Annotated in this window: 18 protein-coding genes; 7 read left to right on the top strand and 11 right to left on the bottom strand. The window is 62.3% G+C overall.

Annotated elements, in window-relative coordinates:
* Positions 1–55: 55 nt before the first annotated feature.
* Positions 56–703 (bottom strand): transposase, encoded by a 648-nt coding sequence (locus HY696_02325; GenBank protein MBI4237239.1) that lies wholly within the window; start codon positions 701–703, stop codon positions 56–58.
* Positions 704–981: 278 nt separating this feature from the next.
* On the opposite strand from HY696_02325, the gene HY696_02320 reads away from it, so the two are divergent.
* The gene (locus HY696_02320) at positions 982–3,246 is read left to right on the top strand and encodes a hypothetical protein (GenBank protein ID MBI4237238.1); all 2,265 of its coding nucleotides are present in this window, start codon (positions 982–984) and stop codon (positions 3,244–3,246) included.
* A 149-nt stretch (positions 3,247–3,395) separates the two neighbouring features.
* On the opposite strand, the gene HY696_02315 is transcribed toward HY696_02320, so the two are convergent.
* Both HY696_02315 and HY696_02310 read right to left on the bottom strand, forming a co-directional pair.
* Positions 3,396–4,316, bottom strand: coding sequence for a hypothetical protein (locus HY696_02315; GenBank protein ID MBI4237237.1), 921 nt, complete (start codon positions 4,314–4,316; stop codon positions 3,396–3,398).
* Between the two features lie 80 nt (positions 4,317–4,396).
* The gene (locus tag HY696_02310; GenBank protein MBI4237236.1) at positions 4,397–4,843 is read right to left on the bottom strand and encodes a nucleotidyltransferase; all 447 of its coding nucleotides are present in this window, start codon (positions 4,841–4,843) and stop codon (positions 4,397–4,399) included.
* 180 nt (positions 4,844–5,023) lie between these two features.
* On the opposite strand from HY696_02310, the gene ftsY reads away from it, so the two are divergent.
* Positions 5,024–5,962 carry a signal recognition particle-docking protein FtsY gene (ftsY, locus tag HY696_02305; protein ID MBI4237235.1) on the top strand — a complete coding sequence of 313 codons (939 nt, stop codon included), beginning with the start codon at positions 5,024–5,026 and terminating at the stop codon, positions 5,960–5,962.
* On the opposite strand, the gene HY696_02300 is transcribed toward ftsY, so the two are convergent.
* The 5 genes from HY696_02300 to HY696_02280 all read right to left on the bottom strand — a co-directional run bounded on the left by HY696_02300 (position 5,952) and on the right by HY696_02280 (position 10,642).
* Positions 5,952–6,698: a ribonuclease Z gene (locus HY696_02300; protein MBI4237234.1), complete on the bottom strand. Its 747-nt coding sequence runs from the start codon at positions 6,696–6,698 to the stop codon at positions 5,952–5,954. The two genes, ftsY and HY696_02300, sit on opposite strands and share 11 nt — an antisense overlap.
* 110 nt (positions 6,699–6,808) lie before the next feature.
* Entirely contained in the window at positions 6,809–8,023 is a 1,215-nt protein-coding gene (locus tag HY696_02295) for an ATP-binding protein (GenBank protein MBI4237233.1), read from the bottom strand.
* A 79-nt stretch (positions 8,024–8,102) separates the two neighbouring features.
* On the bottom strand, positions 8,103–8,765 hold the full coding sequence (locus tag HY696_02290) for an ABC transporter ATP-binding protein (protein MBI4237232.1): 663 nt from the start codon (positions 8,763–8,765) through the stop codon (positions 8,103–8,105).
* Positions 8,765–10,015 (bottom strand): ABC transporter permease, encoded by a 1,251-nt coding sequence (locus tag HY696_02285; protein MBI4237231.1) that lies wholly within the window; start codon positions 10,013–10,015, stop codon positions 8,765–8,767. The genes HY696_02290 and HY696_02285 overlap by 1 nt, the downstream gene beginning before the upstream one ends.
* Before the next feature lie 3 nt (positions 10,016–10,018).
* Complete coding sequence (locus HY696_02280; protein MBI4237230.1) at positions 10,019–10,642, bottom strand: HlyD family efflux transporter periplasmic adaptor subunit; 624 nt, start codon at positions 10,640–10,642, stop codon at positions 10,019–10,021.
* A gap of 156 nt (positions 10,643–10,798) precedes the next feature.
* On the opposite strand from HY696_02280, the gene HY696_02275 reads away from it, so the two are divergent.
* The 3 genes from HY696_02275 (at position 10,799) to HY696_02265 (ending at position 17,588) form a co-directional block, all read left to right on the top strand.
* On the top strand, positions 10,799–12,010 hold the full coding sequence (locus HY696_02275; GenBank protein ID MBI4237229.1) for a hypothetical protein: 1,212 nt from the start codon (positions 10,799–10,801) through the stop codon (positions 12,008–12,010).
* Between the two features lie 68 nt (positions 12,011–12,078).
* On the top strand, positions 12,079–15,408 hold the full coding sequence (locus HY696_02270) for a CehA/McbA family metallohydrolase (protein ID MBI4237228.1): 3,330 nt from the start codon (positions 12,079–12,081) through the stop codon (positions 15,406–15,408).
* A 47-nt stretch (positions 15,409–15,455) separates the two neighbouring features.
* Complete coding sequence (locus tag HY696_02265; GenBank protein ID MBI4237227.1) at positions 15,456–17,588, top strand: transglycosylase domain-containing protein; 2,133 nt, start codon at positions 15,456–15,458, stop codon at positions 17,586–17,588.
* Here HY696_02265 and HY696_02260 read toward each other — a convergent pair.
* Both HY696_02260 and HY696_02255 read right to left on the bottom strand, forming a co-directional pair.
* Positions 17,568–18,161 carry a DnaJ domain-containing protein gene (locus HY696_02260; protein MBI4237226.1) on the bottom strand — a complete coding sequence of 198 codons (594 nt, stop codon included), beginning with the start codon at positions 18,159–18,161 and terminating at the stop codon, positions 17,568–17,570. The genes HY696_02265 and HY696_02260 overlap by 21 nt on opposite strands.
* A gap of 129 nt (positions 18,162–18,290) precedes the next feature.
* Entirely contained in the window at positions 18,291–19,724 is a 1,434-nt protein-coding gene (locus HY696_02255; protein MBI4237225.1) for an MBL fold metallo-hydrolase, read from the bottom strand.
* Positions 19,725–20,135: 411 nt separating this feature from the next.
* Between HY696_02255 and HY696_02250 the strand changes: the two genes are divergently transcribed.
* Positions 20,136–22,064, top strand: coding sequence for a hypothetical protein (locus HY696_02250; protein MBI4237224.1), 1,929 nt, complete (start codon positions 20,136–20,138; stop codon positions 22,062–22,064).
* 53 nt (positions 22,065–22,117) lie between these two features.
* Positions 22,118–22,939, top strand: coding sequence for a YcbK family protein (locus HY696_02245; protein MBI4237223.1), 822 nt, complete (start codon positions 22,118–22,120; stop codon positions 22,937–22,939).
* Here the strand turns inward: HY696_02245 and HY696_02240 are convergent.
* Complete coding sequence (locus HY696_02240) at positions 22,926–23,780, bottom strand: L,D-transpeptidase (protein ID MBI4237222.1); 855 nt, start codon at positions 23,778–23,780, stop codon at positions 22,926–22,928. The genes HY696_02245 and HY696_02240 overlap by 14 nt on opposite strands.

Here is a 23,780-nt window from a genome sequence, read left to right as displayed (position 1 = left end):
CCTTCAAATGCCGATCAATCGGCCATTTGACGGTACCTGTCCCCGCTCTGATGATTTAACGCGTGCACCATTTGGGAATGCGGGGTTGCTCCGGTAGTCTGGGAGTCGTCTTTTGTTCGAACAGCAGCGCATCTTCGTCACTGCCCGCGGTGGCCCCCTCTTCCACATACGCCGCATAAGCGAATGCCCGTTCGCCCACATCTTCACCCATCGCCAAGACCCAAGGACTGAGTGTGACCAAATTGTCGGGTCTCCCGCAGGCATACCGTTGATAACTGCTCCACCGATACGTTGCAGCCTGCAGGGCTAATCCGGCCGCTACGGGATTCAGCTCGATGTAACGCCCACACCGCAACAGATGGGATTCTGCAAGAATAGGGATCGAACGAAAACGGCTGTGCCACAAATGACCAATCGCGGGATATTTTCGCTGATAATATTGGCAGTACAAGAGCTGGATCCAATGAAACATCTTCGACAACGTCTGAATGGTCGGGACACAACATAAGAAATGCGTATGCGTTGTCATGAAGACATAGTGATAAATCTCGGCCGACCACAGGGCACAGGCCCGCTGCATCAGCCCGTGAAACTGCTCATAGTCCTCTTCCGCGAGGAATAATTTTCCGCGATTATTGCCGCGACAGATGACATGGAAGTGCGATGTGAGGTCCGACAGCAGCGACCGAGGGAATCGAGCCATACCAGAGATACCCTGTTGCAGAAACGGGACCAACGGCGACACCGGGCAAATCCCAGCTAGTATTCACACCAACCCGCTATGATTGTCCGCGCGGAACGCACAACATTGTTCAATCACACGACCCCACCGTTCGAAAATCGATCACATAGTCATTGCAGGGGGACAGGTACCGTCAGATGCCGATAAAATGGGCTGTTGACGGTACCTGTCCCCCTGCAATGTATTGGACATGCGGGGGTGGGCTCTGTTAGAGGGCCGCGGGGGAGTGAGGAAAGGGTATGGCGGTGCGAGTGGGGCTCCCCCGGCTTCGTCGGGCAATTCATGAATTGATTTCGCTGCCGGGAGGATTGCGGCCGGCCTATGCGATGGCGGGCGGATCGCTGGGTCCCCAGGACCGGCGGGCGCCGCGACCGGTGCGTGGGGACCCGTTACGGATGACGCGCGTCGACGAACCGACAGCGCTACGCGGCGACGTGGCGGGCGAATCGCTGGATACTGTGTCGGCTGCAGGCGGCATCGGCATTACGCCGCCGGCCGTCGTCCCCGCTGACGCACGACATCTCGCCTCCACTGGACACCACGCCGCACTCCTGACCGGGCAACTGAGCGCATTGGCCGCTGCGGCACCGCAGGATCGCGCGGCAGGCGCGGCACGCATCCACGCGACCTGGTGGCCTGCGACGCGCGTGGAGCACGACGCCCCGCAGCTGCTGGCCCTCTTCGAGGTCTTGGAGACGGCGGCGTTTACGGCCACAGGAGCCGATCGCGCAGCGGCCGTCACGCTGCTGGCCGCAGTCCTCACAGACACGCGCGTCGCCATCAACACGCCGTGGGGCAACGTGCCACTGGCGATCTACGGCAGCAGCCGTTTGCTCGCCCCCTCGGACGCCATCCCCACTGAGCATCGTCCGCAACGACTGCTGCGTGACGCGCTCGAGACCTTGCCCGGACATTTCGACACCCAATTTGACGCGGCCGCGCATTATGTCTGGCAGGCCGAGCGCGATCGCTTCCCAGCGCTGGTTGGGCTTGCGCGGGCATTCCAATGTCAGGACCTGCTGGACCGCGTCGGCACGATGTCGGAACTCGACGCATGGTTGCAGACGGCACGCGGTCAACGCGACGACGAGGTGCTCCAGTTGTTGGCGCGGCCCGAACTCTTAACTCGGCGACAACTGGCACACACGATTGCGATGGCGCAGGACGCGTATGCCGCAGCAACGATTCCGGCGTTGCATCGTATCCGCCGACACGACACGCGGCGCGGCATTCAACGCGCGGCAGAGCGGGCACTGGAAGCGATCGGCCGACACCATGCGGCGGCCGCGCGGCAGGCCTTGGCCCCGTTGTTACTCGAGACCACCGGTCGTCGCGCCCGTAGCCTGCGGCGCCAATTGCAGCGACAGCTCCAACAACTTGCCGTACTGCAAGCACGCGCGCGGCTCGTCGCATCGCTTCCCACGACAGGGCAGCCGGCGCTCCCCACGTCGGATTTGTATCGGGGAGAACTTGTCGCAACGCCGCTGTCCGACACGATCCAACAGCTCGTCGCACCATACGGCCGCCTCCAGGTCGAACGGAGCCATCGCGATCGGGTCCATATGCACTGCAACCGTTGGTGGCGGATCGATTTGGCCGATGCGGCGGACGTTGCGCGCATTCCCGCGTGGATCGAGGCAATCGGCGCGCTTGCCTATCCGGATGCCCATCGTCCGGTGTCGCTCGGGCTTGACGGCATTGCATTCACGACCGATCCGGCTGGCGTCACACCGGCACTGCGGGAACAGTTGACACGACTGATGGAATGCAGCGGTCTGCCGCCACTGCTGTTGCTGGACCGCAACGATCGCAGCGCGCCGACAATCTTCGAAGCGCACGCCACGTATCCCCCACCCGTGCGGCTACAGCACGACCTCCCGGCTGCGGAACACGCCGCCGCCACGTTGGGGACCGCGCTCCATGCGGAACTGCGCGCGCTGGCGATCGAGCTGCCGCGCCCGCTCGATGTCACGATCGACCTCGCGATAGAGGGCGAGCCCGTGCCGCGTATGCTCGAAGCGATCTGGGCGGTCGTGGCCCCGATTGCACACGATCGCGGACACCTGCAGGCCGGTGTGCAGCGACAGGTCCGGCGCGAGATGTTGCACAGCCCGATGGCCCATTGGGCTCTGGGCGGCATCGCACTCGGCGGTCTTCAGCTGCTCGCGCAATCTTACGTGGCCTTTCCATGGTGGCTGGCGAGCACTGGGCATCTGTGGGTGCTTGGAGGGATGCTCGCCGGCGTCATCCGCGCCAGTCGCCCCTCAGCCATCGATGCCGAGATCGCCGCCGCGCGCTTCCCCGAACGGATCCGGCTCCAATGCGGCGGTGTTCTGCTGCTTGAGATCGTCCGAGATGTCGGGCCATACGGATTTTTCGCCGCCTGCGCTATCCGGATCAACCGTGATCACCCGCTCGGTCCTGCGCTGCATACTGCATGGACCGCCGGTTCCAAAGTGCCGGCCGATTTGGTCGCGTTGCCGGCGTCACCCACCGCCGCGTAACTTCATTTGAATGGGGACAGGTACCTTCAAATGCCGATCGATCGGCCATTTGAAGGTACCTGTCCCCGCTCTGATGATTTAGAATGTGGGCCAACATCTGCTGAGCGCGCGGCACGCGCTGCTATCGCCTTCTCGTCCGGACCCGGACCCTACACCGGCAGAAACACCGTCGGCTCCGCTAAGCGGCGGAGCCATATCACCCACACGCCGCGTTCGGCATACGGACTGCCGAGTACCGGATCGCGGGCGGTGTGGACAACGACCCATTCGAGGGGCTCGGGGCGCGACCGTTGCCACCACCGCGGACGTTGGAGCGGGAACGCGCCGTGTACCACGGCCCAGACCATCTCCGGCAGATCGGTTTGCAGCAACACATCGCCACCGGGGAGGACATGACGGCGCATGTAGGGACCGAGATAGGGGTATTCACTGCCGTCGAGCGCGCACTGGATGGCTGGGTGGGTCCAGATGCTGACGGCCGTGTCGCGGGCCGCAGCGGGACGTTCGTCGTAGTCATCCGGGTCCATGGCCGTCAGCGAGCAGGTGTCCGGGAGCACGTCGGCCGTCGGGAGAGTCCTCTCAAGATACGAACGATCTGTGTCACGAGATTCTACGGCGAATAGGTCAGTAAACCCCGCTTCGGCCGCTGCAACCAGGTTGCGGATCACGCATCCGGTCCCGTGTTCCACTAGCCGGGATTGATCCGGATGGAGCCGCCGCAGCAAGCGGAGCAGTGCGGCTACGCGCGGTTGCGGCGCACCTTGGAGACGCAACGGTTCGCCATGTGATGAAAGACGATACGCCAGATGAAAAAGTGCATCCCATTCCAATGCACTCGGGAGTCCCAACTGGGTCCGTGCCGCTTCGGTCAACTGCGGGAGCCAAATCCGACTGCCATCACGTCCCGTACAGGCAATGCGCTCGATGGTGGCGGGGTGTCGTGCCACGGAGGGCTGTGGCGCTGCCGGCCGCGTGGCATCGCGCGCCGGGCACGGCTGCGCGGCTGCCCCGCTCCCCCTCCCCACGAGACTCCGCCCGACTGCCCGCCACTGGGACCATCCGACCCGCATATGGTTATTATCGGCATCCCGGCAATAATGTTGCCTGAGTCGGCCTAGACGACTTCAGCACCCTTGAGATACGCGATCGATCAAGAACTCAACTGTTCCACATCGGCCAGATCTTTGTGGCGGGCACTGGCACGCTTATTCTGGATGAGATGCTCTTTGCTGATCAGAGAAACAGGTGTCCCGGCAATCTGCACCGATTGCCGCGCCGCATAGGCCTCGTCGAATGTGACGCCAGAGATGGTTGTGAGGATTTCAAGACGCAGCGGCGGAACGCCCATCCGTACGATCTTATCCTGCTCCAAAAACAGATCGGCCTTCAACATCGCGCCGGACATCCCGAATGCGCGCACGGCTTCGCACATTTTTTCTGCGTTCGTCGGATCGATGGCAATCCAGACGTCCATGTCGGCTGTGGCGCGAGGGTAACCGTAATAGGCCACGGCATAGCCCCCGATCAGCAGATATTTAACGCCATGGACGTTCAACAACTTCAAGAACTCGCTGAAGTCGGGCGGTAGTTGGATCATAAGCGAAGAAAATTTGCCGGTTCAATTCGAGGGCCTGCAATCGCTCCTGCGGCGATTTTGCGGCCCAAAACGCCTTGGTGTCATCCCCTGCTGACAAGGTCCCAACGCTGATACAGCGACGATCGAGGCGAGGGAAGGGATGGCTCATATCGACTCCGATGCTAACAAAGACCCGCGGGGATGTCGATCATCGAGTTTCGCAAGGCGGGCCTTGCGCTGGCGCATGAGTTTGCTAAGCAGCTCGGCGCGATGTGGCAACGGCTCAAACGGATTTTCACGCGACGCATCACCGACGCGGCGTTCTTCGCCGAGCTGGAAGACACGTTGTTGGCGGGCGATGTCGGACCAACGTTGACCGCTGAATGGCTCGCGCAGGTGCGCAAGGAGAAGACACCGGAGACGGTCGATCAGACGCTGCGGGGTTTGATGCATGCCGCGCTGGCACCGCTCACGCCGTCGCCTCCCGCGGCCGATGCGGCACCCACGCCTGCGCCGTACGTAATCTTAATCCTCGGCGTCAACGGCGCGGGAAAGACCACGACGATCGCGAAGCTCGCGCATCACTTTCAGCAACACGGGCGACGACCGTTGCTCGTGGCCGGCGATACGTTTCGTGCGGCGGCGATCGAGCAATTGCAAGTGTGGGGTGGGCGATTACAATTGCCGGTGATTGCCAGCACTCCCGGCGCCGACGCGGGCGCGGTCGCGTTCGACGGCGTGCGCGCGGCGGTCGCGCGCGGCCACGACGTGGTGCTGATCGACACCGCAGGCCGGCTGCATACGCGCGTCCCGTTAATGGATGAACTCGCGAAGGTGCAACGCGTGATCGGCAAGGCGCTGCCGGGGGCGCCGCACGAACGCTGGTGCATCCTCGACGCAACGATCGGCCAGAATGCGCTCGCGCAAGTGCAGCAATTTCACGAACGCATGGGCCTGACCGGCCTGATCTTGACGAAATGCGACGGCACCGCGAAGGCTGGCGCAGTGTTTACGTTGGCCCGCACCATTCCACTCCCGATCCACTTCATCGGCTCCGGCGAACAGATCGAATCCCTCGCGCCGTTCACACCAGCCGCCTTCATCGAACGGTTGTTGGGGAACACTGCCGTTACAACGTAATCACGTCATCGTCGTGCATCGCGCGGGTGGCGGGGAAAATCGCGCGCGCGCGTGTTTCGGCCTCGGTGCGCGCTTCCAGCGTGGGATAGGTGTAGCCTTCGAAGTGGACCAGCGCCAGTTGGCGCGCGTTGGCCGCGCGGGCCGCAGCGGCGGCATCTTCCGGGGCCAAATGCGGCCAGCCCGGTTGCTGTTGCGGCACCCGCCACGAGCATTCAGTGATGAAACAGTCGGCGTTGTGCCCCAACACGCTGAGCTGTTCGCAGGTGCCGGTGTCGGTGCAATACGTGATCGTCTTCCCTTCCAGCGTCACGCGGAATCCGATGCACGGGTCGGAGTGGACCAGGAATCGCACCACCAGCGGAAACGGTGCGGTGTAATTGCCTTCGCCGACTTCTTGGAAGCGGACGGCGGTCGGGAGCCGTTCCAGCGGCGCGGTCCACGGTTTGCCGAGCAGCGAACGCAATGTCCGCTCCGTCCCCGGCTGGCCGAGGATCGTGATCCCTTGCGGAAAGCGGAACTTCGGCAACATATGCAGGCCGTAGACGTGATCGAGATGAAAATGGCTGAGGCAGAGATAGATCGGTTTCGCCGGATCGGTAATATGCCGCTCTAATTTACGGAGTCCGTTGCCGGCATCGAAGATGACATACGCTTCTTGCGCGTCGACCAGCACGCAGGACGTTTCTCCGGTCTCCGCATTAAACCACCCGTTGGTGCCAAGGAAATGGATCTGCATCGTCGGCGTTATGCCGGAAAAATCGCGGCGCTGCATCAGAAAAATCACTCACCCTCTCACGCCACGCGGCCATCCATGCCTACGATCTTCATGACCAATCTCCACTGGTACTACGGCAACTGGGCGAAGCAGCGGGCGGCGGTGCAGAGCCACAGGGGCTTCCGGTGGCTGAGGAAGTTCGGGGTGGCATGTTGGCGAAGGAGTTGGAGGGCGTATTTCGGGCGCAACCGTTCGTGAAAATACCGAAGATGGGGGGATGGCGCGGCATCGTTCAGCTTGCATTCGATGAGGGCGTACGGACGGCGCGCCTCACAAATGAGGAAGTCGACCTCGCGCTGTTCCTTGTCGCGCACGTAGTGGAGGGTGAACTCACCAAATCCGGCGTCGGTCCAGGCCGCGCAGGCCTTGGCCAAATGGAGGGCCGTGAGATTCTCGAACCGTGCGCCGGGATCTTCGAGGAGGGTGTGATCGAAGAGGTAAATCTTCCCCTCCCGCCGGAGCGTGCGGGCGAGCTTGCCGGCGAAGGGGCGCAATTCGAACAACACGTAGAGCCGCGCGAGGGCGAGTAACCACGACTGAACGGTCGTGAAGGCGACCGCCAGCTCTTCGCGGAGTGCATTGATGGAGAGAGGGGCGCCGACTCGATGGGGTAGAAGCAGCATCAGTTGATCGACCAGGCCCAGTTCACGGATGCGGGTCAGATCACGGAGGTCCTCGCGCACGACGACCTGTCGATAGGTCTGGCGCCACCGACGCAATCGGGTCTCCGTGGCGGCGAAGAGGGGGGCGGGGAAGCCGCTGAAACGATCGATCTGGTTCAGGGCAGCCGTGTTGCCGGCTGGTGGGGCATGGTCGAAGATGGCCCGGAAGGCCTCGTCCGGAGTGCGGAGACTCTGACGATCCGCGCGCAGAAGCTCTCCGACCGTGAAAGGATAGAGGTGGATCAGATGGTAACGGCCGGCGAGGGAATCTCCGCCACGTTGGTAGACATCCAGCCGACCGCTGCCGGTCACGAGGATCTCGATCTCTGGAGCGACGGCATCGAACAACCCCTTGAGAAAACGCTTCCAACGCGGATATTTGTGAATCTCGTCGAGTACGATGCGCTGACCGGGGCCGGCTTCCATTTCCCAGAAGCGTTCGGGGTTGGCCATGATGCGCTGTCGATCGGTCGCGATGTCCCAATTGAAATAGGCAGCTGCGGTGCGGAGCAAGGCCTTCGCGAGCGTCGTCTTGCCGACTTGGCGCGGCCCACAGAGGAAGGCCATCACGCGGTCATCGTGGAGCGACTGCTGGATCAACGGCGCGGCATAGCGCAGTGGCATGCACGGATGTTTTCATATACCAATAAAAAAGTCACGACTTTTTTAGCCTTATATGAACACTCCCACTGGCGGGCACTCTTCAAATCGGGACGACGCGGCCGTCGACTAAATGGATCTGGCGGGCGGCGAGCGCGGCGTAGTCGGGATCGTGGGTGACGTAGACGACCGTGGTGCCGAGGTCTCGATTGATGTCGCGCAAAATCTGCATCACTAAGTCGCCGCTCTGCGAATCGAGGTTGCCGGTCGGTTCGTCGGCGAACACGAAGCGTGGCCGCATTGCCAGCGCACGCGCAATGGCGACGCGTTGGCGCTCGCCGCCCGAGAGTTGATTCGGCAATCGCTCCTGTTTGTCGGCCAATTCGACTCGGGCCAAGAGTTCCACGGCCCAGTCGCGCTGCGCGGCAAGTTGTCCCGCCTTACGCGGCGCGAGCAACACGTTCTCCAATGCAGTCAGCTCCGGTAACAGATGATGAAATTGAAACACGAATCCCATCTGTTGATTGCGAAATTGGTGCAGTGCGCTCGCGGAGAGCGTGGCCATGTCGCGATCATCGATCACCACGCTGCCGCGCGTCGGCCGATCCAGCGTGCTCATCAGATACATCAGCGACGTCTTGCCCGATCCCGACCGGCCGGTGATCGTCACAAAACTTCCCGCCGGGATTTCGAGCGAAATCCCATGCAAGATCGTGGTCGGTGGATCACCTAAGACCTTTTCGATCTGTTGGAGGCGCAGCGCCATTAACCCACCTCCGCGCGCAGGATTTCCACCGGGGACAGCCGTCCCGCCGAGCGCGCAGGAAACAGGCTGGAGAAGATCGCGACGACCACGGCCTGGACGATCCCGCGGACGTAGATCCAAATATCGAATGAGACGAGCATCCGGCCGCCGCGATTGAACCGACCCGGATCGACTTCAATCGTCGCGATGTAGCAACACGCCAGATAGCCGATCACAAGACCGACCAGCCCGCCGATGATCCCCAACACCAATCCTTGATAGAGGAACAAGCGCCGCACGTCACCGGCCTCGTAACCCATGGAGCGGAGGATCGCGATTTCGCCGCGTTTCTGCGCGATCATCATGTTCAGCACGTTGTAAATGCCGAAACCCGCAACCAACAGCAACGAGCCGGTCATTAACGAACGGACGAAATTCTGGGTGCGAAAGATCGACAGCGTCCCGGAATTGATCACGTCCCAACTCTGCACCCGGTCGATGCTCGCCGCTTGCCACTGCGCGGCCAACGCGCGCGCCGTGGTGTAGTCATGGAGCTTCACCGCGATGTCGCTGACGTAGCTCGGCGTCTGATGCAGTTGCTGGACGTCGCTCAAGCTCCCGAAGAGCGCGACTTCGTCGATCTGCTGCATCCCGGTACGATAGACGCCGACGACTTTGAACGGCGCCGGCACGCCCTTCCCGACCGACACCAGCAGCGTCTCGCCGAGCCGTCCGCCGAGTCGTTGCAACAACATTTCCCCGACGATAATCCGATTGCCGCTGCGACCGATCGCTTCGAACGTGCCGTCGATCATGTAGTCGGCGAAATTGGTCACCTGTGTTTGCCGTTCCGGATCGCAGCCGATCAGCCGGCCCGTTTGCGTCGCCACGCCGCGCCGCACGAGCACTTGCGCCACGAACTGCGGCGAAAACGCCGCCACGTTCGGCTCCGCTTCCAGCCGGTCATACCAGCCTTGCGGATGATCGATCCGCGCGTAATCGCGCCGTCCCGACGGTGGCACGATCCACGCGACCCGCGCGCGTTCCGGGAATAGCAGCGGTTGCAGCGCGTCCGGCGTAATCAATTCCTCGCGCGCCGAGATGCGGATATGCGCGTCATTGTTCACCAGCTGTTCGATCAGGAATTCTTGGAACCCGAGCATCATCCCGGAGATCGTCACGAACGCGCCGCTCCCGAGCAAGATGCCGATCAGGATCAGCACCGACTGACGCTTCCGCGAACACAAATAGCGAACGGCGAGAAACCACATAGGCTACTCTGTGGACGATCGATCCACTTCGATCGCCACGTCGGCGGTCATGCCGGGGAGGATGGCCGGCGGCAACTCGGCCACAGTGATGTGCACCAGGAATTGGCCCTCGTGCGGATAAATGGCGCGGACAGTGCCGGTGAATCGCGCTGCGCGCAGACTTTCGAAGCTGAGTCGCACCGGTTGCCGCTCCCGGACCCGGAGCGCGCCATGTTGTTCCAACGAGACGAGCACGTAGCGATCCTGCAGATCGGTCACGGTGACGATCGGGAGTTGCGGAAAGACGTTTTCCCCCGGCTTGAACGGCAGGGCCGTGACGGTGCCGGGAAACGGCGCGCGGAACGTGCGCCCGTCGAGCAACGTGACTAACGGCGCTTGCGCCGCGACCCAGTCCCCTTCCTGTGCATGCAGCGTCTTCAGCGTGGCCGCGTCGGCGAGTTTCAGTTGAAACGTATGCGTCGCAGTGACGGTGCCGATCCCATACACGGCTGCCACCTCCGCCGCCGCGGGTGGCGCGTCCACCGGTGCGGCCGCTCGTGCGCACGCGGCGGCAATGCCCGCCAACAGCGCCAGCGCGACCGCCCCCCGCATTTGCCCCTTCCCCCACCACCGACGCCGACCAGCCATGCGCCGCTTGTAGAACCCCAGGCACGGTTTGGCAAGGATGCGAGCACGTCGTAGCGGTTGCGCAGGCCCTGAATATTGAATACCCATTTTGTTAGCAACCTTTTTGGCGGCGTGCCGATGGATGAATGACCGACAACTAAAAACAGGAGGTGCAGGATGTGTCCCATCCAATTTGCACGGTATCCGCGCGTCGCGCGCGCGACCGATCCGGTCATCGCCCGTTTTTTGGCACGCCGGCCACTGCTTCCCCGCCAGACCTCCGCTGGACGGGAATCGATCCAATGGCTCGTCGGCTCGGCCGGGGCCCGCGCGATCGATATGGTACGAAGCTCGCGCTTCGCGGCCGACATTCAGCCGCGATTGACTTCGGGGCAATGCGACACGCTCCAGCTATTGGTGCAGGGACGAGAAAGCATTTCGTTAGCCGCCTGTCTCTCCGTCTTTGAAATGTTGTCGGAGGTTGACACGGATGCGGGAACGCCATGGGCGCCCGGAACCCGGAGCCCGACGGAGATCGCACCGACGATCCTCGGAGAGGTGCGCTGTTTGAATCCGCAGACGTGCAATCGACTGACGTATCTGCGGCGCATGTTGCGAGGCGCCTCCGAAGCCCCTGTCACACGCGCGAATGCGGCCCAGGCCCTGCAGGGAATCGTCGCATCGACGGCCGATTATGTCGCACGGGGCGTCGTCCCGCTCGCGGGCCAGGGTTATGAACCGATCCTCAGCGCGCTAGTGCTGGCGTACGAACAGGGAAACACGCAGTTTCCACTCGACTACGACTTGTTGGTTGCCCTCTGTTCCCTTGGCTACTTCGGCGTGCTCCGATACACCGGACGCGCGGCCGAGGCATTGGAGTATCCGCTCGCGGTCATCCCCTTTGCCTTTGAGGCGTGGCGCGGACCGTTGCTCGGCGACGTCTCGCTGTGGGAGTTCGGAATCAACGACCATTCGGCGGCGATCCTCGGCCAAGCGGACATCACCACGCTGCGGCAACTCTGCGAGCAATCACCGGCAGGCCTCTTCCGTGTCACCAGGAGCATCCGCATACCGGATGCGGCGGGACGACCGCGTGGATTTGGCCGCCACGCGCTGGTCGCGCTCCGACGCACCTTGGGGGGATACGGGTTGACGTTGCGCGACGACCCCGTCCTCTGGCCGGTCCGCGACTTACCCGGGATGAGCCCTGTGCTCGCGGAGGTCTTGGAGGAACGCAACATCACAGACATCGATCAACTCTGTCGGCACACGGCGGCACGACTCTCCGCCCACGGCATGGATGCTGACCAGCTCGAAGAGATCGAAAATGCCGCCGCGGCAGTCGGGCGCAAGCTGGGCGATACCGCAGAGGATATCGAACAGGCGTAAGCAGCCGCCGCGACACCACCCCCACTCGCTCGTTAGCAACTTCTTCCACCAACTGCCGATATAGGAGTGTGCGACGCATTGGCTATGTCGGGGTGCTGGGGTTCGTGTTGTCCGCGTGTGCGGGGGGGACGCTGCCGTCCGATCAGCCGTCGCTGACGCTAATTGCGCCCGCGCCGACGTCCAATCCATATGCCGCGAAGTCCGCAGCGGAGCTGATCGGCGGGCCGCAGGCCGCGGCGCGGCCGGGAGACGTGATACTGAGCAATGGCATCGTCCGCGTGGCAATCCAGCAACACGGGCGTTATCCCGGCGTCGGGAGTTTCGGCGGCCATTTGATCGACGCGGATTGGGTGCGTCCCGGTGGCGTGGGAACAGGGCACGATCAGTTCGGCGTGATGCTCCCGATGGTGAATGTGGAATGGACGCTGAACGGGATCGAGGCGTTGGCGTTTCGGGAATTTGAACTCGATCGTTTCTTGAACGGCGAATTGGAGCCGCTGAGCCAGCGCGATGCGAAACTGCCCAATCCTGTCGTTGTCGTGCGCAGTCGCTTGGCGCCGTACCCGTATCTCGACATCGATTTCCTGGAACCGCTGGCCAAGGCCTTGACCGGCCAATCGCTCTCGTACGATGCGCAATACGACGACGTGAACGATCCCTTTACCGCGACGGAGTTGCGCCATCTGCGGCCGGACGTGTTGACGGAATACCGACTTCCCAACGGCGCGCGGTCGGTCGAATTGCGCACCACGTTTTTTAATGATGGCGATGCACCGTTGACGCTGCCGATCGGCGATTATGTCAACGGGAGCGGCGAACTTGATCTGCTGATTCCGGGACAGGGCTTCGCGCCGGCGTTGATGAGCCAAATTATGGGCGATACCGCAGCCGTGATTTACGCGGGACATCCCGGAGTCGATGTCTCGTATGGATACTTTTACGATCTTCGGCAATTTGTGACGATCCCCACGGGCAGTGCCAAGGCGGCGACCGCTGCCGAGGCATCGGAGCGGCTCCCGGCCAGTTCGCTCAGTTATTCCGGCGTCACCGGCGTATTGCTCGGCGAAAAATTTACCGATGTCTTCCCGATCGGCGGGGGCACGGAGACCAACATTCACTTCACGATTCCGGCGCACGGACGCCGGACCATCACGCGCTACTTGGTGATCGGCGATGGGTCCGCCGGATCGGTGCTGGATGAAGGCTTGCGCGTGTTGCAACTCCCGACGCGAACGGTCAACGGGCGCGTTGTGGATGGCAGCGACGCCGGGCTGGCCGGCGCGGCGGTCGCGATCCTCAACGAAGCGGGCCAGACGATCGTGACGTATCGCACCGACGCGCAAGGCCGGTTCAGCGGACATTTGCCGGATGGGAGCGATGCGTTTGCGCGCGCGTTCGGCAGCGGCGCGTATACGGTGCGCGTCGATGCGACCGGCTTTCGTGAACGTGGAGGCGAGCGCGCGGGAACCTGCACGCCGGAAACGATCGACTTGCGCGCGGCGCCATTCGCGGAAGTGCAGTGTCAACTCGGCGAGGGCGGCGTCATCCAGTTCACCGGCCCGATGTTTGAATCCGGCAGTGGTCAACCGATCCCTGTTCGCTTGACGATTCTCGGCGCCGATCCGAGTCCCGATCGCGGCCATCCGGGGGTTTTTCACGACACCGATATCCACGAGCGTCCGCCGGGCGTCGTGGAACTCCATTATCTCAACGCACGCGGCGGGATCGATGCAACGGAACAGAGTTTCTTGCGGCTGGAGCCGGGCGAGTACCTGCTCGCGTACTCGCGCGGTCCCGAATACGAATTGCGCGTCGAACCGCTGCACGTCGCCACGTATGGGATTACAGCGATTGCGCCCGGGCGGTTGCGCCGTGTCGTGCCGACGCTCGGCTACGTGGGCGCGGATTTTCACGTCCACGCCCAGGCCTCGCCCGACAGCACCGTCTCGGCGCGCCAACGCGCGATCGCCGCGGCCGGTGAAGGGCTCGACGTCCTCCATTCCTCCGATCACGATTACCTGTTCGACTATGCCCCATTGATCGCGGAGCTAGAGTCGCGCGGCATGGTCCGTGCCGGCACGGTCGGCACCATCGTGGGCGACGAGATCACGCCGAATCACTTGGGCCATATCCACGCGTTCCCGCTCCAGGCCGATCCCCTGCAGCCGGCCGGCGGCGCACTCGATTGGTCGCTCGGCAGCGGCGCGCAACTAGGCAGTGCCGGCCCGACAGTCGGAATGACGGTCCAGGAAATTATCGACCGCGTGCGGCAACAACAGTCCGGCGAGCTGGTGTTGCAAGTGAATCACATCAACGACATCACCGGCATGTGGCTGATCAACGGCCTGGTCACCTCGAATGCATATCGCGAGACCGAGCACGTGCCGCCGCTCTCTACGTTCAGCGATCCGATGATGTTGCGCCTCCCGTATGGCGGGCCGGCCGATCTGCCGCTGCCGTGGGAAGGGAATCCGACGACGAGCGCGAGCTTTACCGCAGTGGAGTTGACGATCGGGTCGGAGTTGACGGAAACGAAGCTGTTGGAGTCGGGATTGCCGCAGTGGTTCAATATGCTGAATCTCGGCGTGTTGCTGACCGCGACGGCCGATTCGGACAGCCATATCATCGCGCGACCGATCGGCCTGCCGCGCAATTTTGTCCGTTCCGCGCTCGACCCCGCCGATGGAATGGGCGGGGATTTGCGGGACTTAAGCGCCGACGAATATGCGCGCGCGGTGAATCGGCACCAAGTGATCGTCTCCGCCGGACCGTTTGTGTCGATGACCGCGGAGAACGAGGAAGGCCGGCGCGCCGAAATCGGCGATACGCTCCGAACCCATCGCGCGAAAGTTCGTGTGGAAGTCACGGCCCCCGCATGGGCCTGGTTCGATACGATCGAACTGTATGCCAACACGGAAACGGAACCGGTCGACGACGACAATTTCGGGATCATGCGCGGGACGGCGGAGCATGCGCAGACGTTTTACCAGCCGTATCATCGCCCCCACTATGCCTATCAACCATTGCTGACATTTCGGCTGCAGGACGGGACGCTGAAACAGTGGGAGGAGCGCGACGGCGTGATCCGCGCGACCGTCGAGGCGACGTTGGACATCAAGACCGATACCTGGATTGTCGCCTTTGCCCGCGGCACCCCGCAAACGCCGGGCTTCCGCCCGATCTTTCCCGTCGCGTTGCACAATCATGCCGAGGCCGGCGCGCAGCCGCCGACCGCGACCGTGCCGACCCTGCAAGCGTTTTACACCGATCCGCTGTATGCGATCCCCGCCTGGGGATTCACCAATCCGATCTTCCTCGACGTCGACGGCGACACCAACAACGACGGCAATCCGTTCGAAGCGCTCTACGTCAAACAAGGCCTCAGTCCGGTGAAGTAAGTGCGCAGTAGATCCGTTGCGCCGCTTGTTATATACGCCTCGGCACGATGCGGAAACGGTGGGTCATAGCGGGGGGCTTGCTGGCGTGCCTGTTGGCGGCCGGCGTGTTCGCCGAGCACGTGCGCACGGCACCGGATCCGCGCGCGAATGTGCTGGTCGTCGATCGCGCTGGTGTTCCCCTCGCGCAGGTCCCGAGCGAGCGGTACGGATCGCGGCAATATGTGCCGTTAGCGGCCATCGCGCCGACGCTGATCAACACAGTTGTTGCGCAAGAGGATCGGCGCTTTTATCACCATCCGGGCATCGATCCGCTGGCCCTCGGACGCGCCGTGGTCGCGAATGTCCGCGCGGGCGCCGTAGGACAAGGCGGTTCCACGATCACGCAACAATTGGCCAAAATCCTGCTGGAAAATTGGCGCGGGCGACGCATCCCGCGCACTTTTGTATGGAAACTCGCGGAGGCCGTCGTCGCGATCGATTGTGAACTGCATTGGAGTAAAGCGGAGATCCTGGAGCGGTATCTCAATAATGTCTATCTCGGGCATCGCCGCTACGGCGTCGAAGCAGCGGCGCAAGCGTACTTCGGCAAAGCGGCGCGCGATGTGACCGCTGTGGAGGCGCAACAATTGGCCGCGCGCATTCGGCGCCCGAATCGGTTCGCGGTATTGACGCGTCCCGCGCTGCCGCCGAACGCCGCGCCGCACCTGGTGACGGCATTGCTGACGAGCGACGCGGCAGCGGCGCCATCGGCAGCCGGCGATCGCGTGTTCCAGACCACGCTGGATGTTCAAGTCCAACGTCTCGCCGCGACGACGCTGCAGCGCGAAGTCAAGCGGCTGCGTGACGCCGACGCGGCGCTGCAAGGGGCCGTCGTGGTAATCGATGTGGCTGCGAGCGAGCTCCGCGCACTGGTCGGCTCCGTCGACGCGGCCGATACCACGCGCGGCGGCCAAGTGAATCACGCAACCGCATTGCGCCAACCGGGTTCGACGCTCAAGCCGTTCACGTATTTGCTCGCGTTTCTCCATCAACGGCGCCCGGCGGATCTCGTAATCGATGCGCCATATCACTTCTATCTCGGCGCGGAACGCAGCTACACGCCCAACAATTTCGATCGGCGCTTCCATGGCCTGCTGACGATCCGCGAGGCGCTGGCTAATTCGTTGAACATCCCCGCCGTGCTGACGGTCGAGGCGCTCGGCGCGCCGTATTACTTGGCGCTACTCCGTTCGTTCGGCATGACCTCGCTGCGCGAAGCGCCGGCGCACTATGGACTCGCGCTCACGCTCGGTTCTGGCGCCGTCAGTTTGCTGGAACTGACGAACGCATACGCCGCCTTGGCGCGCGGCGGCGAGTTTCGTGGGGTGCAGATGCAGCAAGGTTCCGACGCGGTTCCAACGGAATCGCCCTTCTCTATCACCGAGGCATCCGATTTGCGGCGCGCCGCGTTTCTGGTGACCAGCATTCTGAGCGATCCCGAGGCACGCCTGCGGAGTTTCGGCGACGCGGCGCTGATGAATCTCGACGGCCAACCGATGGCCGTGAAAACTGGGACCTCGCACGGATCGCGCGATGTCTGGGCGATCGGCTATTCGCCGCGCTACGCGGTCGGGGTGTGGCTCGGCCACACGGACAATTCCCCGATGCCCGGGATGACCGGCGCCGGTTCGGCGATCCCGGTGTGGCACGCGGTGATGCGCGGATTGCATCGCGGGCTCCCGCCGCTGGAATTTCCACGGCCGGCCGAGCTGGCGCGCGCCGCATTTTGCCGGGAACGCGATTGCGCGATCGTCAAAGCGGATTGGGCCACGCGCGGCGCGGCCGTATCGCCGCAAGTGCCGGAGCCGCACGAATCTTTCCGCCTGTTGGCGCCCGTCGACGGCGATCACTTTCTGCTCGATCCGCATCAGCCGCAGGATCGTCAGCAACTACGCTGCCGTGCGCGGCTGCCGCGCGTCCTCGCCGAACATGCACGGCAAGCATCGCTGCCCGTGGAATGGCTGGTCGATGGCGCGGTGATCGACCGGAGTGCGGCCGCCCACGCCGAGACGTTCTTGCGCCTCGAGCCCGGACGCTACGAACTGCGCGCGCGCGTCGGTCAAACCACGACGCGGCCGGCACGGATTACCGTGAGCCGTACGGAAAGCAGCCGGCCTGCATTACGCGTGGGTGGAGAGTAAGAAATATGTCCCATGCAGCGTGAGATTGTCGAATTGCAATCCGACTTCCAGCTCGTTGGCGGCGGCACCGGTACCGCAGCGCGACCATGCGACACGGCCACAGGCCGCGAATTCAGAGCATTGTACGGCGATCGGCCCGGTCGGCACGTCGGCCGCGGCCAGTCGTAATTTGGCGCCTTGGGCCGAGAGATCGAGCAACTGCCCGGTGAGCGGCGCGCGGTGCGGCGTCTGCGCGATGATCGCGCGATGATATCCCGGGCGACGAATATGGCGACGCGCGCTGGGTGGCGCTGTGCTGTCGTTTCGGGTGTTGTGAGTATCTGTGAGATGAGAGATTGTCGACGTTCGCGTACTGGCCTCGATCAATTGCTGATCATAGACGTGCCGCTGTGCCGGATCGCGGAGGACGGCATAGGCCTCATTCAAGCGACAGGCGGTCTCCGTGTGCCCGCCCAGGTCGGGATGCATCCGCAATTTTGTCATCAGGGTTCGATACGCGGATTGAATCACCTCCGGCGCGGCCGACGGATCGACTTGGAGGAGCTGATAGTAGTTGGGCGCGACGTTCAGCATCTGTTGGACGTAATGAGCAACGCGTGTGCCAGAGAGTGGTAGCGGTAATGGCGCGATTCGCTGCGGTTTTCGTGGGCCACTGCGCGACTGTCTGGGGCATCCAGCCCCCAGACGGCGCAGCCGGTTGCATCACTCGAGCGTGACGGATTGGAGATACGTAGGGATTTCAACCGACCAATGAAGTTGTTCGCGGATGGCCGTGGCCAGTGCCTCGGCGGCCTCCGGTTCGCCATGCACCATGAATGTCTTCTTCGGCGGCCGACGGAATCCGGAGAGCCACCGCATGATGTCGATTTGATCGCCATGCGCGGAGAGCGATTCGATGATCTCAGTGCGACAACGGAGATCGATTTGTTGCCCGTGCAATTTAATAGAGCGCGTCCCATCGACAATGGCACGCCCGCGCGTCCCTTCGGCCTGATAGCCGACCAAAATGAGGCACGAACGCGGATCGCTGCCATACGCGCGCAAATGGTGCAGAATCCGTCCGCCGGTCATCATGCCGCTCCCCGCGATGATGATCGCAGCGCCGGGGATGGTATTGAGTAACTTCGAGCCTTCTTGGTCGTGCACCAAGTGCAAATTCTCGCAGTGGAACGGATTGGCGCCATGCCCATTGCCATGGCCGTTGGTGATGCCGGAAAAGGTCCGATGTTCCTCGAGGTAGCGCGAGTAAATCTCCGTCGCGTCGATCCCCAACGGCGTGTTGAGATACACGGGAATTTTCGGATCAATCAGACCACGATGCTGTAATTTTTTCATGATGTAGAGCATTTCTTGCGTGCGGCCCACGGCAAAGGCCGGAATCAGGACCTTGCCGCCGTGCGACGCCGTTTCATTGATGATGCCCGCTAAGCGCGCGAAGATATCTTCTTTCGGATGCACGCGGCCGCCGTATGTGGCTTCCAAAATCAAATAATCCGCCTCCGGGACCCGCAGCGGCGGATTCGTGATCAGTGCATCGTAGCGGCCGATATCGCCGCCGAATAAAATGGTGCGCCGTCGTGGATATTCCAATGTCATTTCGATGAAGCGCGAGCCGAGCAAATGGCCGGCCTTGAGCAAACGGACTTTCAAATCCGCGCCGAGGGTGTGCAGGTCGCCATTGTGCAATGCGTGCAAATAGTCGAGGCTTTTGACCGCGTCCGCCGCCGTGTAGAGTGGGCGCGGACTTGAGTGTTTCGAAAATCCGTGACGCTCGGCAAAGCGCGCGTCTTCTTCTTGGATATAGCCGCAATCGGGGAGCAGGATCTTGCAGAGATCCACGGTCGGCTCGCTGGCGTAAATGCGGCCGCGGAAATGATGTTTGACCAACAGCGGGATGTAGCCGCTGTGATCGATATGCGCGTGGGTCAGGATGACGCCGTCGATCGAGTCGACCGGGACCGGCAGCGGCGCCCAGTTGCGGAGTCGTAAGTCCTTCAGGCCTTGGAAGAGGCCGCAATCGACCATCCAGGTTTCATGCGCAGTTTGCAGCAGGTATTTCGAACCGGTGACCGTTCCGGCCGCACCGAGGAATTGCAGAGTTGGAGCCTTGTCGCGTCCCGATGCCCGCTCGCTCATGTCGTGCGTGGTGGTGGTACGCCGCCCCGTCCTTTCCGAAAAAGTTTGATCATCGGTCGTGATCGCAGCGCCTGCACCAATGATCTGTAATCATTATAACGGATTATTCCCGGAGGGGTAAAGGACGTTGTGCGATAAGCGGCAAAAAAATACCCAGCCGCGTAATCCCAGTCCCCGGGGATTCAATCCCCCAGAGCATGAGCGGTCGAGCGTGGCGGTGCCTCGCCAGTGCGACAAGAGAAAAGCGATAGAAATCGGCGGGCTGACGGACGACGATCGCGGGCGCACAAACCCGCGCTAATTGGCACATGGGTTGCTGTACTAGCGAGCTAGGACATTCACCAGATCGTTCGAAGGGGGATTTACCATATGCGCTCCACAACACAGACAAAGCACAACCGGGAGGTTTCTATGTATCCGCTGATCATCGCACTCGTCACCGTGGGACTCGTCGCCACCGGTTGCGGCGACAACGCCGAACCGCGCGAGCCCGCGCCGAAAGCCCCGGCCGTTGTGACGACGCCGACACGAACGCCGGCTCCGGAAGCGCCAGGCGCGACGTTGCCGGATGTGACGACGCCCGATCCTGGAGCATCCACGGCGACAGCGGACAACGCAGCACTGCAAGCGCAAGTCGAGGCGGAAGAGGCCAAGGTGCAAGCGATGGCGGCCGAATTAGCGCAATTGAAAGCGTTGCAAGAGCAAGCGAAGAAGAAGGTGGATGCGGCGAAGCCAACAGAGCCGCCGACGGATCCAGTGGTTGAAGAGCCGAAGAGGGACTATCCTCCGGTCATAACTGCCACGACGGTTACGGCGATATTGGCTGGAGCCCAAGTGAATCCTACGCTGCTTGAAGCGTTGAAAAAATCGCAAGAAGAGAAAGCCGCGGCGGAAAAGAAAAAACAACAGATGGAATTGTTGCAGAAAGAATTCGAAGCGCTGCAAGCGATGAAAGAGCAGCAAGCGACACAGCAGCCACAGGGCGGCGCACTCGTGAGCAGCGCGACGGAACAGGCCATTCCGTATTTCGGCCATCCGGATGGGGAACAAACTCTCCAATCGTTCGGCTGTCCGACCGATTACGTGGCGCGCGGACTGCGATTTCGGGCCGGATTAGAGATCGACGGAATCAATCAACCATGGTGTGCGAAACTCACCAATACAGCAGCGTATGATAATCAATCGTATGAATTCGGTAATCTGCAGTACATCGGCGGCAGTGGTGGCGAGACCATCACGGCCGATTGCGGGGTGGGTGGCGTGGTCGTCGGCTGGCGGTTGCGGAAGCAACTCGTGGCCAGTGATGTCTGTAACGATACCGGTGCGGACATACAGTGTGGATACACCGGATTGAGCTATGTCGAGGTCTTCTGTCGCGCCATCCAACCGTTGGCGTATGGGCTCGGCAGTGGCACTTGGACAGTCCAGCCAACCCACACGGACAAGTCTTGGAACGTCACGACGGCGAAAGTCGCGTTCGAGAACAAAAATAATAAAGGGAATTTCGAAGACTCGAGCGAGCTCAAATGTCCGGGCGATCAAGTCGTTGTCGGCATTGCGCCCGCAGTGAAAAATGCGGGACAGCCATCGGGGCGACTCATCGGCTTGGCTGGACATTGCGCGTCGCTCAAGACAGACGCGTTTACGAAGCCGACCTTCAGTGTCAATGAAGCCGTCTTCTTCGGGACGAACGGGATCGGCGTGCCATCTGTGAACGGCGGAGCGACTTCCGAGGCCACTTATAATAATCAGTCATTCATCACCGATGCCTCCGACGGATATTTGTTCAATCTCGGCGCGGATTGGATCCTGAGCGACGTCGCGACGACGATGGTCCTGTGTCCGCACCAGTCCGTCTTAGTGAAAGGAACGAATCAGACATGGACATGCCGCACCTGGAATCCGTCCGGCGCGAGTGGTGTGGAGAAACCGGCCGAGCTGTGGGTAGCAGGGAAATTGGTCGACGAAATCGCGTATGGAGAGACGTTCCCCAAATTGGCGAAGAGCCAGACGTCGGAGACCGAATCGGTCGCGTGCCCCGACGGGCAATATGCGACTGGCATCAAACTCGCAACGCCGGCTGCGGGATATTGCGCCTTCGCCGCCTGGGGTGGTTGCGGCAGTTCGCAGCCGAATGCGGTGCGCCATATCGACAAACTGACCTGTAACGCGGACGCCGCGCCAGCCGCGACCGATGCGCTGACCTGCGGCGCCGGCGAACATCTGGTGGGCCTAATCCGCTTCGCCGATCATCTCGACGCGCAAGGGAAACACGTGAACAATGGGGGATCGATCTCGACCAATTATTTTGCGCTCTGCAGCGAGCACACGGTCAAGTAAGCGAACCATCATTTCCCATTGCCGCGCGCAATCAGAGTAGATAGCAAGGCACCATGCGAACATGTTGGTCTTGCCTCTGTCTCTTCGCACTCTTCATCGGGCACACCGCGTGGGCGTGCGCGCCGCTCGGCGGCGACGGGAAACTGGTCCTCTACAGCTATCCGCATCAGACGCTGATCGAAGTGACCTATCGACATAGCGACCAAATGGACGCCACCGGACTGGCCAAGATCCGACACGCGTTGCGCTCTCCGGACGGCGTGGAGGCCACGATCGATCTGCGGCTGATCGCATTGCTCGATCAGATCCAGGATCATTTCGGCGCCGATACGGTAGAAATTATTTCCGGCTATCGATCACCGGCCTACAACGGCCGGCTGAAGACGAGCGGGCATGCGGTCGCGCGCGAAAGCCAGCATCTGAAGGGCTTGGCCGCCGATATCCACTTCGACGAGATCAGCGAAATGGCGTTACGCGATTACGCCCGCGCGCTCGGCTGTGGCGGCGTGGGGTTTTACCCCAGCCTCAATTTCGTGCACGTCGATCTCGGCCCGATGCGCAGCTGGGAAGAACGGGCCGGCGCGCGCAAACTCGTGGGCGAGGGGACGATCGTCTACGTGACCGATCGGAATACGTATCGCAGCGGCGAGCCTGTCCCGCTAGGAGTGGCGGAGAACGCGGGCTGGACCGGAGTGATGGAGAGCGAGCTGGCGTTGGAGTATTATCATCGCGGCATCTGGCGCGTCGTGCAGCGCGCTCCCGCGCACGAGACGATCACGCTGCGCGCGCCGCAATTCGCGTACGGCAAATACCGATTTCACCGCACGGCCGATCCGGCCATGTATTCGAACGAATTTTATTTCAAGAAACAGTGAGCAATTCGGCAATCGGGATGACGACCTTCCCTTTCCGTAAGCGCACTCGGAGTTGGCGGAACGCGGTCGAGGGCACGGCGCTGACATCGATTCCGGCGGCCGTCAGTTGCGCGCGGACCGCCTCTTCCCAGTGCGCCACGCGACCGTAGACGTCGGGATAGAGATAGAGCGTGTCGCCGCGCACTTCGATCGGCTCGTAGACGATATCGACCGGGACCGCCTCGAACAGCGCGACCACAAAGGTGCGGCGCCGATGTTTGGCGTACGTCGCCGGGAGGTTCGGGTCGGTCTTGTCGGAGAAGCGACTTTGCAGCAGCCACGCTAACGCGGCGGCGTCCGGATTGCGCATCCGGAAACACCCATGCGACACGGATCGGCCGACGCTGGACGCGTTATTGGTCCCGTGGATTAAGATGCCGCGACTGATCGGCAGCTTCACGACGCCTAACGGATTGTTCGGGCCCGGCGGCGTTTCGACCGCATCCTTCGCCCATTCGCTCTTCGGCGGATACCACACCGGATTCCACTCGATGCGCTGGATCAATTCGCTCATCACGATGCTGCGGTATTTCGGCTGACCGACGGCGACGGGATACGTCGTCGTGAGCTGTCCTTGATCGATCACCCGCAATTCGCGCGCGGGGATGTTGATGATCAAGCGAATCGTGGCGATCGGTACCGGCGATGGCGTGGCCTCCGGGGCCGGCGCAGCCACGTCCGGGACCCGATCCGGCCGATCCGCCGCCTCCGCCGAGGCGCGGCCACTCAAGAGGCACAGTGTCGTGCTGAGTATGCAACAAAATAGCGAGCGATGCAGAGTGACTCGGAGTCGGAGACGCAT

The sequence above is a fragment of the Deltaproteobacteria bacterium genome, assembly GCA_016210045.1.
In the GTDB taxonomy this organism is placed as follows: Bacteria; UBA10199; UBA10199.
This window is presented reverse-complemented; position numbering and strand designations above follow the sequence as displayed.